At 61.1% G+C, this 15,231-nt stretch carries 10 protein-coding genes; 3 read left to right on the top strand and 7 right to left on the bottom strand.

The features are described from left to right. The first annotated feature begins 216 nt into the window (after positions 1–216). Positions 217–1,674: a membrane-bound lytic murein transglycosylase MltF gene (gene mltF / locus IDM28_RS05065; protein WP_101317027.1), complete on the top strand. Its 1,458-nt coding sequence runs from the start codon at positions 217–219 to the stop codon at positions 1,672–1,674. Positions 1,675–1,679: 5 nt separating this feature from the next. On the opposite strand, the gene tadA is transcribed toward mltF, so the two are convergent. The 5 genes from tadA to IDM28_RS05040 form a co-directional block, all read right to left on the bottom strand. Next, the gene (tadA, locus tag IDM28_RS05060) at positions 1,680–2,165 is read right to left on the bottom strand and encodes a tRNA adenosine(34) deaminase TadA (RefSeq protein WP_101317025.1); all 486 of its coding nucleotides are present in this window, start codon (positions 2,163–2,165) and stop codon (positions 1,680–1,682) included. Then, positions 2,165–3,547, bottom strand: a complete 1,383-nt coding sequence (locus tag IDM28_RS05055) for a multicopper oxidase family protein (protein WP_150573586.1) — start codon at positions 3,545–3,547, stop codon at positions 2,165–2,167. Before IDM28_RS05055 ends, tadA begins: the two co-directional genes overlap by 1 nt. Before the next feature lie 139 nt (positions 3,548–3,686). Next, positions 3,687–5,738, bottom strand: coding sequence for a TonB-dependent receptor (locus IDM28_RS05050; RefSeq protein WP_188035491.1), 2,052 nt, complete (start codon positions 5,736–5,738; stop codon positions 3,687–3,689). 183 nt (positions 5,739–5,921) lie between these two features. After that, positions 5,922–6,413, bottom strand: a complete 492-nt coding sequence (locus tag IDM28_RS05045; protein ID WP_188035489.1) for a GNAT family N-acetyltransferase — start codon at positions 6,411–6,413, stop codon at positions 5,922–5,924. A gap of 125 nt (positions 6,414–6,538) precedes the next feature. Continuing rightward, the gene (locus IDM28_RS05040; RefSeq protein ID WP_101317015.1) at positions 6,539–8,179 is read right to left on the bottom strand and encodes a methyl-accepting chemotaxis protein; all 1,641 of its coding nucleotides are present in this window, start codon (positions 8,177–8,179) and stop codon (positions 6,539–6,541) included. 304 nt (positions 8,180–8,483) lie between these two features. On the opposite strand from IDM28_RS05040, the gene IDM28_RS05035 reads away from it, so the two are divergent. Together IDM28_RS05035 and IDM28_RS05030 are read left to right on the top strand one after the other, a co-directional pair. After that, complete coding sequence (locus IDM28_RS05035) at positions 8,484–9,392, top strand: dienelactone hydrolase family protein (RefSeq protein ID WP_157831730.1); 909 nt, start codon at positions 8,484–8,486, stop codon at positions 9,390–9,392. Positions 9,393–9,603: 211 nt separating this feature from the next. Further along, positions 9,604–11,907, top strand: coding sequence for an autotransporter outer membrane beta-barrel domain-containing protein (locus tag IDM28_RS05030; protein WP_188035487.1), 2,304 nt, complete (start codon positions 9,604–9,606; stop codon positions 11,905–11,907). 162 nt (positions 11,908–12,069) lie between these two features. Here IDM28_RS05030 and guaA read toward each other — a convergent pair whose 3' ends face one another. Next, entirely contained in the window at positions 12,070–13,647 is a 1,578-nt protein-coding gene (gene guaA, locus IDM28_RS05025; protein WP_103436237.1) for a glutamine-hydrolyzing GMP synthase, read from the bottom strand. A gap of 78 nt (positions 13,648–13,725) precedes the next feature. Next, complete coding sequence (guaB, locus tag IDM28_RS05020; protein WP_101317008.1) at positions 13,726–15,195, bottom strand: IMP dehydrogenase; 1,470 nt, start codon at positions 15,193–15,195, stop codon at positions 13,726–13,728. Positions 15,196–15,231: the final 36 nt, after the last annotated feature.

Here is a 15,231-nt window from a genome sequence, read left to right as displayed (position 1 = left end):
TGCTTAGAGGCCGTGCATTCTAGCGTAATTCGCGCGATTGGGCACCCGCTGCAAGGCAATGCTGCCGGGCGGCTGAACCGGACTCCGGGGTCAGAAAAGTCGGGGCTTTTTACCGATTTTGCTCGGCCATCAACAAATCCCTGGCCAATCTGCTAGCAGACCTGCCCAGCGTTGTCGAGATATGGCAGTTGCGGCCCTTTGCGTATACTGCAAGCTATGTTCGCCCCCACTGCTTTGCGCAAGCGTTGCGCCCAATGGCTCTTCGCAACCGGCCTCTTCCTGATGCTCGGTGCCTGTGTTGAAAAACCCAGCACCCTCGAGCGCGTCAAGGAAGACGGCGTGCTGCGCGTGATTACCCGCAACAGCCCGGCCACTTACTTCCAGGACCGCAACGGGGAAACCGGCTTCGAATACGAGCTGGTCAAGCGTTTTGCCGATGACCTGGGGGTGAAGCTGGAGATCGAAACCGCCGACAATATCGACGAAATGTTCGATCAACTGGGCAAACCGTCCGGCCCGGTGCTGGCAGCGGCGGGCCTGGTCAGCAGCGAAAAGCGCAACATCCAGGCAAAATTCTCGCATCCGTACCTCGAAGTCACCCCGCAGGTCATCTACCGCAATGGGCGTTCGCGGCCGACCCAGGCCAAGGGCCTGATCGGCAAGAAGATCATGGTGCTCAAGGGCAGCAGCCATGCAGAGCAGCTGGCAGCGCTGAAAAAACAGTTCCCGACCCTGGAATACGAAGAATCCGACGCCGTTGAAGTAGTCGACCTGCTGCGCATGGTCGATGAAGGCCAGATCGACCTGACCCTGGTCGACTCCAACGAGCTGGCGATGAACCAGGTGTACTTCCCCAATGTACGGGTTGCCTTTGACCTGGGCGACAGTCGTGATCAGCGCTGGGCAGTCGCCGCGGGCGAAGACAACAGCCTGCTCAACGAGGTCAACGAGTTCCTTGACAAAGCGCAAAAGAACGGCACCCTGCAGCGCCTCAAGGATCGTTACTACGGCCACGTCGACGTCCTCGGTTACGTCGGCGCCTACACCTTCGCCCAGCATTTGCAGCAGCGCCTGCCCAAGTATGAAAAGCACTTCAAGGCCTCGGCCAAGGTCGAGCAGGTCGATTGGCGCCTGCTTGCGGCAATCGGCTATCAGGAGTCGATGTGGCAGCCTGAGGTGACCTCCAAGACCGGCGTGCGCGGGCTGATGATGCTGACCCAGCGCACCGCGCAGGCGATGGGCGTGTCCAACCGGCTGGATGCCAAGCAGAGCATCACCGGCGGCGCCAAGTACTTCATGCTGGTCAAGGAACAGCTCGACGACAGCATCAAGGAGCCGGACCGTACCTGGTTCGCCCTGGCCGGCTACAACGTCGGCAGCGGCCACCTGGAAGACGCCCGCACCCTGGCCAAGCGCGAAGGCCTGAACCCGAACAAATGGTTGGACGTAAAGAAGATGCTGCCGCGCCTGTCGCAGAAGCAGTGGTACAGCAAGACCCGCTATGGCTACGCCCGCGGCGGCGAGCCGGTGCATTTTGTCGCCAACATCCGCCGCTACTACGACATCCTGACCTGGGTGACCCAGCCGCAGCTCGAAGGCCAGGTCGCCGAAGGCAACCTGCATGTGCCAGGGGTCAACAAGGACAAGCCAGCGGAACAGTCACCGCCGATGTAACCGGCTCAGCTCGAGGCTTTTGCCCGCCGCGCCTTGAAGAAATCGCTGAGTATCTGCCCGCATTCCTGCGCCAGCACCCCACCTTCGAACAGCACCCGATGGTTGAGAAAGCCCTGGGTAAAGAACTGCCCCTGGCTCTGCACGATCCCCGCTTTCGGTTCCAGCGCCCCATACACCACCCGCGCCACCCGCGAATGAACGATCAAACCTGCGCACATACTGCACGGCTCCAGGGTCACGTACAGCGTGCTGCCGGGCAGCCGGTAGTTGCTGGCCGCCTGCGCTGCAGCGCGAATGGCGACCATCTCGGCGTGGGCGCTGGGGTCGCTGTCGGTGATCGGTCGGTTGAAGCCGCTGCCGATCACTTCGCCACCCTGCACCAGCACCGCGCCAACCGGCACCTCGCCCAATGCCGCACCTTGCGCAGCCAGCTCCAGGGCCATCTGCATAAAGGCCTGATCACGGCTGCGATCGATAATCTGCGCGCGCATCAGACCACCGCAATCGCGGCCATCAGGCCGGTTTCCATGTGGTCGATGACGTGGCAATGGAACATCCAGGTGCCCGGGTTATCAGCCACCAGGGCCACCTGGGCGCGCTCGTTCTTGCCCAGCAGGTAGGTATCGGTGAACCACGGCTCGGTGATTTTGTGCCGGTTGGAGCTGAGCACCTTGAAGCTCATGCCATGCAAGTGAATCGGGTGCTGGTACTGGGTCATGTTCTTCAGCTCGAAGATGTAGCTCTTGCCCTTTTCCAATGTGGCGATCGGGCGGTCGGCGCAGGTCTTGTCGGTAATGTCCCAGGCCTTGCCGTTGATCTGCCACAGGCTTGGCGGGCGGCCGCTGTCGGTGTCGACCGAAACCTTGCCGACCCACTCGAAATTGAAGTTGATCTTCTCGGCGTTGGCCAGGTCTGGTTCGGCGATCGGGTTGGCCGGTAATGCCGGCGGCCATTCGCCGGGGGCGTCGCTGCTGGCAACCGAGCGCAGGGTGCCGAGGCGCACAAAGCCATCGCGCAGGGAGATCTCCTCGCCGGCTTCAGGGATGCGGATCGCCAGGCAGATGCGCATGCCAGGGCCCAGCCAATAGTCATCGTCCAATGGCCGCGGCGTGACCGGGTTGCCATCGAGGGCGTAGATCATCGCCTCGCAGTTGCCACGCAGGTTGATGCGGTAGGTCCAGGTATTGTCGAGGTTGAGCAGGCGCACGCGAACGACCTGCCCGGCCGGCAGCTCGGTGACCGAATCGGCCTGGCCGTTGATGGTGATCAAGCGCCCAGCGGTGCCATTGCGCGCAGCTTCACGAGGAATGCTGAACGGCAGCCACCCGCCCTGCTCGTCGACGTGCCAGTTTTTCAGGCTCAGCGTGCGCTCATGCTTGAAGCCGGTGGGCTCGCGCTCTTCGACGATCAGTGGGCCGACCAGGCCCCGACCAAGCTCCTCGGAGCTGCTCACGTGCGGGTGATACCAGTAGCTGCCGGCGTCCGGCACGCGGAACTTGTAGTCGAAGTACTCGCCGGGCTTGACCGGCAGTTGCGAGACATAGGGCACGCCGTCCATTTCCAGCGGCAGGCGGATACCGTGCCAATGGATGGTGGTTTCGACCGACAGGTGGTTGATGAAGCGCACCCGCAGCCAGGTGCCCTGGCGGACCCGCAGCTCGGTGCCCGGCGCCGATGGGCCAAAGGCCCAGGCCTCGGTCTTGAAGCCCGCTACCAGCTCGACTTCAAGCGGCGCGGCGATCAGCTCGTAGTCATGTCCGGCGTTGTCGTCCTCGACCTTGCCCAGCCAGTAGCGCGCTGCGCCTCCAGCGCCCAGGCCAACCACGACCAGGCCAGTCAGGCCCTTGAGCATTTGTCGACGGGTAAAGGACATCGGTGCAGGTACCTCGTTATACGCGATCAGTCTGCCAGCACCGGGCTGGCAATGAAGGGCGAATACGATACACCTGCAAATGCGAAAGATTAAGTGAAGTGTTGATGGTCTTAACCTTCGAACCCCAGCTGGTCAGGCTTTACAACTTCATGTTGAGCGAGACAAACGCCGAGCGGCCCGGTGCTGGCGAAAACATCGGCTGATCGTCGCCGCCCCAGAAGAAGTTGTCGTACCAAACGTATTCGTACTCGCGATCAGTAAGGTTCTTCAGTTGCAGGTCGACACTGGTCGCGCTGGAGATACGGTAGCGCACGCTGGCATCCAGCACGGCAAAGCCACCGTACTTGCCTTGCTGATTCTGCGCATCGATGTAGTAGTCGCCCTGGGCCCGGGCCTGCAGGCCAAAGCGCCAGTCATCGTTGTACTGGTAGTCGGCGCCGAGGTTGCTGATGTAACGCGGCGTCGAAAACACCTCCTTGCCCGCCAGCGACTCGCCAGTGGCGGCGAAGGCCTTGACCACCTTGGCCTCCTGAATCGAGTGCGAGCCCCACAACGTCCACTGTTCGTTCAATTGCGCGTTGAGCTGCAGGTCGATGCCGCGCCGACGGGTTTCACCAAGCCCCACCGAGGTGCCGGTGGCCGGCATGTTGGCCACTTCATCGGTAGCATCCTGCTGCCACACGGAAACGCGCGCCTCAGCGCCGTCGGACGGGCGGAACTTGACCCCCAGTTCTTTGCCGGTATTGATCGACGGGTCATAGCTGGCCTGGCCGGCGCTCAAGTAGGCCGGGAAACTGCTACCGGTAAGAATCTGGAACGTGCGTCCCCAGTTGGCGTAGACGTCGACGCTTTCGCTGACGCTGTAGACCACGCTCAACTTCGGCTGCTGGATCCAGCCGTAGTCCTGCAACGAGGCCTTCTGGCCGCCGAGGGTGGTGGTATTGCCGTCGAACTTGTCGACACGCATGGCCGGGATGATCTTCAGTGACTCGATCGGCTGGATGATCGCCTGCACATAGCCACCGAGGTTGCGCAAGGTGTAGTGGTCGTCGTCCTGAATGCGCGCGGGGGCTGCATCGAAATCGGTCGGCACGCCAAAGCTGTAGCGTTGCCGGCGATAAGTGTTGTCCTGCTCTTCAACGTTAATACCGCCGTCCAGGGTCAACAGGTCGTTGGCGCGCCAGGTCAGCGTGCTCAGCAGGCCGGTCTGCTGCTCGTCCCACATGCGGCGCTGGCGCGGGGCGTTGCCCAGCGGGTAGTCGGTGAAGGTGATGGTGCGATCATCGTTGTAACTGTTGTAGTAGAGCTTGTTGCTCATGCTCAATTGATCGCTGAGTTGCCAGTCCATGTGCAGGCTCAGCTGCTTCATGTCGCGGTCGTCGCCGTCGTTGGCGTTCTTGGCGGGCGACTGGGTGCGGCTGGCGCGCAGCTCATCGCGGGTGAGAAACCCGCTCTCCTCGGCCTGGTGGTGATACAGCCGGGCGATCAGACCAACGCGCAGGGTCTGCGCGTCATCAGTAACGAACCATTTGCCGCCGAGGGCGTATTTATTGGAGTTGCTGTTGTCGCGAAAGCCGTCCGAGTCCTGCTTGGCCAGAATGTAGTTCTGGGCGAAGTTACCCGCTTCATGGCCGATCGCCAGCTGTACTTCACGGGTATCGAAACTGCCGTAAGTGACTCGGCTGTCGATGTAGTTGCCACCCTGGCGGGTGACGTAGTTGATGTTGCCGCCGATGTTGTGCAGGCCGTAGCGCGGGTCGTTGGTACCGCGGACCACTTCGATGTAGCTGATGTCGAGCGGGAACACCATGTCGACAAAGCGCTGGTTGCCGCTGTTGACGTTGCTCGGGATGCCATCGATGAGCATCTTGATGCCGTTGATGTAACCCTCACCGTTGAAGGCGCGGAAAGTCGCCTTGCCCGACTCGGCGCCCTGCCCTGTCTCAGTCAACTGGATGCCCGGCATCTGCCCGAGCAACTGCCAGCTGTTCATCACGTTCTTGTCTTCGACCTGATCGCCGCCCAGCACATCGACCGAGGTCAGCACGTTCTCGGTGCGCAGCGCCGTGCCGGCTGCCTGCGAGACCTTGATCTCGCCCAGGGTGATGATCGAGCTACCGGTTTGATTGGCATGAAGGTCGGTCATGACCAGCGCGGTCAGCGCGGCAAGTGATAGCGGGGCGGTTCTCATTACAACTCCTGATCGAGCACAAGTGCGGCTAAAGACGAGGCGCGATTCTACGGTTGTTATAACGTAACAATCCACAATAAATTTTATGCCTGCACACCGTCCCCTGTAGGAGCGGCCTTGTGTCGCGAAAGGCCCGCAAAGCGGGCCCGGCGATTTTGCGGTGCTGCACAAATCCTGAGGCCGCTACACAGACCGCGTACCGCTGGCAAACGCGACCAACGCCTCCCCGCTCAAGCGATAGCCAATCCACTCATCCTGCGCCTTGGCGCCAATGGCTTCGTAGAATTCGATCGCAGGGGTATTCCAATCCAGCACCGACCATTCAAAGCGTCCGCACCCGCGTGCCACTGCCATCTTCGCCAGATGGCGCAGCAATGCTTTACCCGCGCCTGCACCACGCTGTTGCGGCGACACGTACAGGTCCTCCAGATACAAGCCGTGCTTGCCCAGCCAGGTCGAGTAATTGAAGAAATACACGGCAAAACCAATCGGCTCGCCGTCCAGCTCGCAGATCAGGCCATGGGTCGTACTGTGCTCGCCGAACAGGCTGCTCGCGATCCCGGCGACGTCGGTCTTGACCTCGTGTTCGGCCTTTTCATAGATCGCCAGTTCAGTGATAAAACGCAGGATCAGCGCAGCATCGGCGCGCTCGGCAGGGCGGATTGTCAGCGTCATTGCGAGGGTTCCGGTAGGGAGTGGCGGCTCAAGCTTAATTGAAAACGCTGCCGACAAGCGCTTGCCAGTCAACTGCATGCCTCCATGCAAGTGACTGGCAAGGCTCAAGCCCTGATGTTCGCGGCTTACAGCTTGAAGGTGCTGACCAGCTGATTGAATGATACCGCCAGGCGCGACAGCTCCTGGCTGGATGCGCTGGTCTGGTTGGCGCCTGCTGCGGTCTGGGTGGAAAGATCCTGAATGTTGACCAGGTTACGATCCACTTCCCGCGCGACGTTGGCCTGCTCTTCGGATGCGGTGGCGATCAGCATGTTGCGGTCGTTGATGCCAGCGATGTTCTGAGCAATGCGCTCAAGCGATTCGCCAGTGGCCTTGGCCAGTTCCTGGGTATTACTGGCCAGGGCACGGCTGTTGCCCATGGCCTTGACCGCGTCGTCGGCGCGCGATTGCACGCTGGCGATCATCGCTTCGATCTCGCCGGTGGAGGCTTGGGTGCGCGCGGCCAGCGCTCTGACTTCGTCGGCCACCACAGCAAAACCGCGGCCCTGCTCACCTGCCCGCGCCGCCTCGATGGCCGCGTTGAGTGCGAGCAAGTTGGTCTGCTCGGCGATACCACGGATGACGTCAAGGACTTTGGCGATATCGCGCACGCTGCCTGCCAACTCATCGACAATCACGGTCGACTGGCCGATCTCGGCATTCACACTGGTGATCGCCTTGACCGCCTCACGCGCCTGATCGCGGCCGCTGGCTGCTTCATTGCTGGTGTGGCGGGAAGCCTCGGAGGTCGATGTGGCGTTGCGCGCCACTTCGTCAACCGCAGCGCTCATTTCGGTGACGGCGGTAGCCGCCAGCTGGATTTCATCATTTTGACGGATCAGGCCGCGGCTGCTCTCTTCGGTCACCGCGTTGAGCTCTTCGGCCGCCGAGGCCAGTTGATCTGCCGCACTGGCAATCTGCTGGATAGTGCCCTTGAGCCCGCTTTGCATCGCGCCTAACGCCGCGAGCAACTGGCCGCCTTCGTCACGATGGCCGCTTTCAATGGTTTTGCTCAGATCGCCACCGGCAATTCGCTGCGCGTTGCCAACCGCCAATGCGATCGGCGCACTGATCACCCGGCTGATGAAAATACCCAGCAGCAGCGCAGTGATGAAGGAGGCACCGATGCCAAGGTAGAGGTTGAGCTTGGCAGCAGCCTCGCTGTCGCGAGCATCCTGTGCACCTTCACCGATCTGCCGGTTGTTGGACTTGACCATGATCTCCAACTCGTCCATCACGGTGCGATACGCCTGGTGCATTTCTCCAGCCATCAGCTGCTTGGCTGCGGCCAGATCACCACGCTCAATGGTCGCCGCCACACGCTCAATGATGGCCTGATACGCTGGCCAGTCCTTTTCCATGCGATCGCCCGCGGCACGCTCGTCATCCGCCAGCGGTGTGGCGCGGTAAACGGCGAAGGCGCGCTCGCTGGTTTGGCGGTTTTCATTCATGGAAGCAACAATGGCGCTGCGTTCAGCGGCGTCGCTGCCTGCGATGGAAGCTGCCAGCAGACGATACAAATCGCGGTTTTGGGCAATGGCATCGGACCGCGCCTCTGCGGTCTTGGCCACCGACACCAGGTTGTTGCTGAAGACCAACTGCAAGTTTGTAGACAACGAGCCAATTCCCTGGCTACCGATAATCCCAACGATCAACGTGATGGAAGCGCATAGCGCGAATGCAACATACAACTTGGTTGAAATCTTGGCGTCGTGGAACCAGTTCATATACGGACCTGCACGGGGAGAACGAGCTGCGATCGCCGCGGCGGGCGCATCGTCAGGCTATCGACCGTTCCCAGCAAGCCTGAAGGCCGTGGCGGGCTGTTTATTTCATCCTGAGCGGGGCGTGTTGGCGTGCCAGGGATCATCTGGCTCTGTAGTATCGGTAGACGTCGCGCAACTTGCACCAACCGAGCCAGACTGCCACTCCAAGCAACCATAGAAGTATCAATATCTTGGCTACGGCAGAGGCCACCTCGATCTGGAAGCCGGCGAGCTATTAAATATCAGCCATGGTAATCCACAACCGATGAGCAATAGATACGCCCCCTACTCTCAGGCACTGGTCTACCTCGGTAAAGCCTGGCTAGTGGTCATAAGCGCGCTGCTTGTGGCCTGCCAATCGCCACGCGAGGCGTTGCAGCACCTGGCTGACGCACAGGGTCGCCAGGTTGAGGTGCTGCCGGGACGCGCCTTCCCGCTGCTGGTACTGACACCGCACGCTGCAGGCAACCAGACTCGCCTGCGCGTCTACCTCGAAGGCGACGGCCATGCCTGGGCCACGGCCAGTCAACCCAGCCTGGATCCGAGCCCGCACAATCTGTTGGTGGCCCGGCTGGCGCTGGCCGACCCGGCACCAAACGCCTACCTGGCACGCCCTTGCCAGTTCGTCATGAGCGCGGCGTGCCGCCCAGAACTGTGGACCAACAAACGGTTTTCTCAGGACGTGGTCACTCGCCTCAGCCAGGCGCTGGACCAATTGAAACAGCGCTATGGCAACCAGGAATTCGAACTGGTGGGGTATTCAGGTGGCGCCGCGCTTGCCTTGCTGTTGGCAGCCCAGCGGACTGATGTGACCCAGGTGCAGACACTGGCTGGCAATCTCAGCCCGCGCTTGTGGGCCGCAATGAAAAACCTGTCGCCACTCGACGGCTCGCTGGAGCCACTGGACTACCGGTCTCAGCTCGCCTCTGTTCCACAGCGGCATCTGGTTGGAACAGCGGACCAGATCATTCCAGCGACTCTGGCTGACAAATACCAACAAGCGCTTGATTCCCCACTGTCCCACACAGTCCGCATTTACGGCGCCAGCCATGACCAGGGCTGGGAAGCGGCATGGTCTGAGTGGCTTGAAACTCCGCTGAAAAATGAGGCTTGGCAAAAAAAGACTACTGTTGACCATCTCACGAACAGCAAAGTTCCGGTTATTGCTGATTAATCCTGTATTTCTCTAGAAAATAGCTAGCTGGTCGCATTTCTTGGATTTTTCCCCTTAAAAAACCCGATCAAGGATGAATCATTCTAATGGTTTGGTGTAAATTCGCTCGCGCTTGACTCAGCACTTCACTGACAAGCTGGCAGGGATGCCTGAAACAGACGCTGACGCGTAGGTCCTCCCATGTCAGTTTCTGCCCTGTAAGGATACTGCCTTGAACATTTCTCCTATGCGTCGCTCATTGCTCGCGCTCGCCATTGCGGCTACCACGACTACCGCAGCCAATGCCGTTCCCGTGGCCGACGTCAATTACGACCTGAGCACCGGCCAATTCATCAGCATCGATGAGACCTTTGGCAACGCCACTTTCACCGGAACGTCGACGGGCGCGGGTGTATACCTGCAAGATGTGACCCTGGGTGGCAATCTGGTCAATCAGGGCAATATCAACCTGACAACCAAGAGCCTGACCGACTACGCGGGCGGTGTCTCCATGACCCTGAGTTCCACCGTCGCTGGTGACGTGGTAAACCAGGGCAACATCACGGTGGACGGCCCCGGCGCGATGGGCTTGGATCTGTACGGAGCGGTCATCGCCGGTGAAGTGAACAACAGCGGCAACATCAGCGTCACGGGTGAAAACGCCAACGGCATGATGATCACCTCGACTCAGGCACGCATCAACAACACCGGCATCATTACCGCGCGCGGCCTCGACTCGGCCGGTATCGAGATCGACCATGCTCAGTTCACTGGCCAGATCAACGACGTCTTCAAGACCGACGTCAATAATAGCGGGACCATCTCGGGCGAAGGCTTTGGCATTCACTTCGTCGGCCTGGATCCCGCTGCCGGTTTCGATACCTTCGCCATCACCCAGACAGCTGGCCTGATCGAAGGCGGCGAGGCTGCAATCAAGGCCAATGACGGTGCCGCTCCATCGTATTTTTACTGGCAAGGCGGCCAGGTAAAGGGTGATGTACTGGGCTTGAGTGGCGTGCTGGTGCAAGGCGAGGCGATGTTCGATGGCTCGACCATCCGCGCCGGCTTCGTCGATATCGACGGCGGCCGCCTGACCCTGCTGCGCCCGCAGACGACGATTGACGGCGACCTCGACATGGACAGCGACACCGCCCGCCTGCGCCTGCTGCTGGACAACGACACCCTGCCGAACAGGCCGATCCTGACTGTCACCGGCAATACCTTCTTCTCCGCCGGCAGCCAGATCGAACTGCAGGCGCGCTCCGACGACTTCCGCACTTCGGCCCAGGGCACCCGCTACACCCTGCTCAACTCCGGCACTTGGGAGGACCCAGAGAACCTCTCGGTGGTCTCCTCCTCGGCGCTGCTTGAAGTGAAGAACTTCGGCATCGAAGGCCAGGATGTGAAAGCTCTGGTTGCCACCCGCAGCGATGAGGTGATCACGGAAAACCTGCTGGAAGCGCGTGGTTCGCGCAACGCAGTGAACGCCATCAAGCCGTTCAAGAACACCGTCATGGGCCAACTGGACGAAAGCGACCCAGTGTTCCAGCGTTTCGCCAACGCCGCCACCAGTGAAGAGCTGGCCAAACTGGCCGAAACCCTGACCCCAGACGTCAGCGGTGGCGCAATCCACGCCGCCACCAACAGCCAGAACCTGGTCGCCGGTGCCATCAACCGCCGTGCCAGCAAGGCGCGTAGCGGCCTGTCCTCCGGTGACGTGCTGGCCGAGCAAGGCGTATGGCTGCAAGCGCTGACCAGCGATGCCAACCAGGACCGCCGCCACGGTATCGACGGCTACGACGCCAACACCAACGGCATCGCCGTGGGTGCCGACGGCAAGCTCAACGCCGACACCACCGTGGGCCTGGCCTACAGCTACCTGACCAGCGACGTCAAATCCGACCTGGGCAGCAAAACCGATGTCGAAGGCCATGCACTGACCTTGTACGGCAACTGGACCCACGACAACTTCTTCGTCGACACCTCGCTGATGTATGGCTGGAACGACAACGAGTCCAAACGCTACATTGCCGGCACCCGCGCCAAGGCCAGCTTCGACAGTGACATCTTCGGCGTCAACGCCCTGGCTGGCTACACCTTCCAGCTCGACAAGCAATGGCTGCTGGAACCTCAGGTCGGTGCACGCTATGCCAACGTGTCGATTGATTCGTACCGTGAAAAAGGCAGCTCGGCCGCCCTCAACGTCGGCAGCCAACGCTACGAAATCGGCGAAATGGGCCTCGGCGCTCGCCTGGCAGCAGCCTTTGATGTAGGTGTGGGCACGCTGGAACCAGAAGCCAAGCTGATGGCCTGGCACGACTTCATCGGCGACAAGACCGCCACCACTTCCACCTTCGTCCTCGGCGGTACGCCGTTCACCACCACCGGTGCGACACCTGCGCGTGATAGCTACGAGCTGGGCCTGGGCGCCAACTACCGCGTCGGCGCGTGGAGCGTGGGCGGTAACTACAGCTACCTGACCAGCAGTGGGTTCGACGCGGATACCTTCACCGCAAACGTGCGTTACGACTTCTGATAGAGGTCTGCGCCTGAAACGACAAAGCCCGCGAATGCGGGCTTTGTCGTTTCAGGCTGTGGTTGACTTGAGGACGCCAGGGCTGCTTCGTAGCCCTCGCTTACCGCCCGCAGATAGAGAAAAACCGGCCTAAGCCGGTTTCTCAATCGCTGCGCTAGCAGATCATTCCCACTCAATCGTCGCCGGCGGCTTGCTCGACACGTCATAAGTAACGCGCGAGATGCCTTCGATCTCGTTGATGATCCGCCCGCTGACCGTTTCCAGCAGCTCGTAAGGCAGGTGTGCCCAACGTGCGGTCATGAAGTCCACGGTCTCGACGGCGCGCAGGGCCACGACCCAGGCGTAGCGACGGCCGTCACCGACCACACCAACCGACTTGACCGGCTGGAACACTACGAAGGCCTGGCTGGTCTTGTGATACCAGTCGGCTTTGCGCAGTTCTTCGATGAAGATGTGGTCAGCGCGACGGAGGATGTCGGCGTATTCCTTTTTCACTTCACCAAGGATACGTACGCCCAGGCCCGGGCCTGGGAACGGGTGGCGGTAGACCATGTCGTACGGCAGGCCGAGTTCCAGGCCGAGTTTGCGCACTTCGTCCTTGAACAGCTCACGCAGTGGCTCGACCAGCTTGAGGTTCATTTCCTCTGGCAGGCCGCCGACGTTGTGGTGCGACTTGATCACGTGGGCCTTGCCGCTCTTGGCGCCAGCCGACTCAATCACGTCGGGGTAGATGGTACCTTGGGCGAGGAACTGGATGTTTTCCAGTTTGCTGGCTTCGGCATCGAACACGTCGATGAAGGTGCGGCCGATGATTTTGCGTTTTTTCTCCGGGTCGGCTTCGCCTTCCAGGTTGCCCAGGAACTGAGCTTCGGCGTTGGCGCGGATCACCTTGACGCCCATGTTCTCGGCGAACATGGCCATCACTTGCTCACCTTCGTGCAGGCGCAGCAGACCGTTGTCGACGAATACGCAGGTCAGCTGGTCGCCAATGGCGCGGTGCAGCAGCGCAGCAACCACCGACGAGTCGACGCCGCCGGACAGGCCGAGCAGAACGTTGGCAGTGCCGACCTGGGCGCGAACCTGAGCGATGGCATCTTCAACGATGTTGGACGAGGTCCACAGCGCTTCGCAGCCGCAGATGTCGAGGATGAAGCGCGACAGGATGCGTCCGCCCTGCTTGGTGTGGGTCACTTCAGGGTGGAACTGCACGCCGTAGTAGCCGCGGCTGTCGTCGAACATGCCGGCGATCGGGCAGCTTGGGGTGCTGGCCAGAACGTGGAAGTTCTCTGGCATGCGGGTGACCTTGTCACCGTGGCTCATCCAGACATCGAGACCGAATACGCCGTCGGCGTCTACATGGTCTTCGATGCCGTCGAGCAGGCGGCTCTTGCCGACCACGTCGACGCGGGCGTAGCCGAATTCGCGCAGCTCGGAGCCTTCAACCTTGCCGCCCATCTGCTCGGCCATGGTCTGCATGCCGTAGCAGATGCCCAGCACTGGTACGTTGAGGTCGAACACCGCTTGCGGTGCACGCGGGCTGTTGGCTTCGTGGACCGACTCTGGGCCGCCAGCGAGGATGATGCCGCGCGGGTTGAATTCGCGGATCGCTTCATCGTCCATGTCGAACGGGTGCAGCTCGCAGTAGACACCGATCTCGCGCACTCGGCGGGCGATCAGCTGGGTGTACTGGGAACCGAAGTCGAGGATCAGGATGCGGTGAGCGTGAATGTCGAGGGCCATGACTCAATCTCGTCAGTGGAAATCGGAAACAACACGGGGCTGTCGTAACAGCCCCGCTTGCTAATGATGCTGGAAGCCTCAGCCTACGCGGTAGTTTGGCGCTTCCTTGGTGATCTGCACGTCATGCACGTGGGACTCGGCCATGCCGGCACCGGTGATGCGTACAAACTCCGGCTTGGTGCGCATCTCTTCGATGGTGGCACTGCCGGTGTAGCCCATGGACGAACGCAGACCGCCCATCAGCTGGTGAATGATTGCAGCCAGTGCGCCCTTGTACGGTACGCGGCCTTCGATGCCTTCCGGGACCAGCTTCTCGGCGCCGGCCGAGGAATCCTGGAAGTAACGGTCGGACGAACCTTGCGCCTGAGCCATTGCACCGAGCGAACCCATGCCGCGGTAAGCCTTATAGGAACGACCCTGGAACAGCTCGACTTCGCCTGGTGCTTCTTCAGTACCGGCAAACATCGACCCCATCATCACGCATGAGGCGCCAGCGACGATAGCCTTGGACAGGTCACCGGAGAAGCGGATGCCGCCGTCGGCGATCAGTGGTACGCCGGTGCCTTCGAGGGCCGCGGCAACGTTGGCGATAGCGCTGATCTGCGGCACGCCGACACCAGCGACGATACGCGTGGTGCAGATCGAGCCTGGGCCGATACCGACCTTGACTGCGTCAGCGCCGGCGTCAGCCAGGGCCTTGGCGGCAGCACCAGTGGCGATGTTGCCGCCGATCACCTGCACGTGTGGATAGGTTTCCTTGACCCAGCGAACGCGGTCGATCACGCCTTTGGAGTGACCGTGGGCGGTGTCGACCACCACCACGTCAACGCCGGCAGCAACCAGCGCAGCAACGCGCTCGCCGGTGTCCTTGCCGGTGCCGACCGCAGCGCCGACGCGCAGACGACCCTGGTCGTCCTTGCTCGCCAGCGGGTAGGCCTTGGCCTTTTCGATGTCCTTGACGGTCATCATGCCCTTGAGGCTGAAGTTGCCGTCTACGATCAAAACTTTTTCCAGGCGGTGCTTGTGCAGCAGCTCGCGGACTTCGTTCTTGTCGGCGCCTTCGCGGACGGTGACCAGACGCTCTTTTGGCGTCATCACATCACGCACCTTGGCGTCCAGACGGGTCTCGAAGCGCACGTCACGGGAAGTGACGATACCGACCAGGTCGCCATTGGCCAGCACCGGAACACCAGAGATGTTGTTCAGGCGGGTCAGGTCGAACAGGTCACGCACGGTGGCGTCGGCTTCGATGGTGATCGGGTCCTTGACCACGCCAGCCTCGAACTTCTTGACCTTGCGCACTTCGCTGGCCTGTTGTTCGATGGTCATGTTCTTGTGGATGATGCCGATACCGCCTTCCTGCGCCATGGCGATGGCCAGGCGGGCTTCGGTAACGGTGTCCATGGCAGCGGATACCAGCGGAATGTTCAGCTCGATGCCACGGGTCAAACGGGTCTTGAGACTGACTTCATTGGGCAGTACCTCGGAATAACCAGGTACAAGGAGAATGTCGTCGAAGGTCAGTGCTTCTTGGCTGATACGCAGCATCGCGGGGGCTCCCGGGCGGGAAAATTGGAAGCGCGC

The organism is Pseudomonas sp. EZ-C24 (assembly GCF_014525325.1).
GTDB lineage: Bacteria > Pseudomonadota > Gammaproteobacteria > Pseudomonadales > Pseudomonadaceae > Aquipseudomonas > Aquipseudomonas shirazensis.
This window is presented reverse-complemented; position numbering and strand designations above follow the sequence as displayed.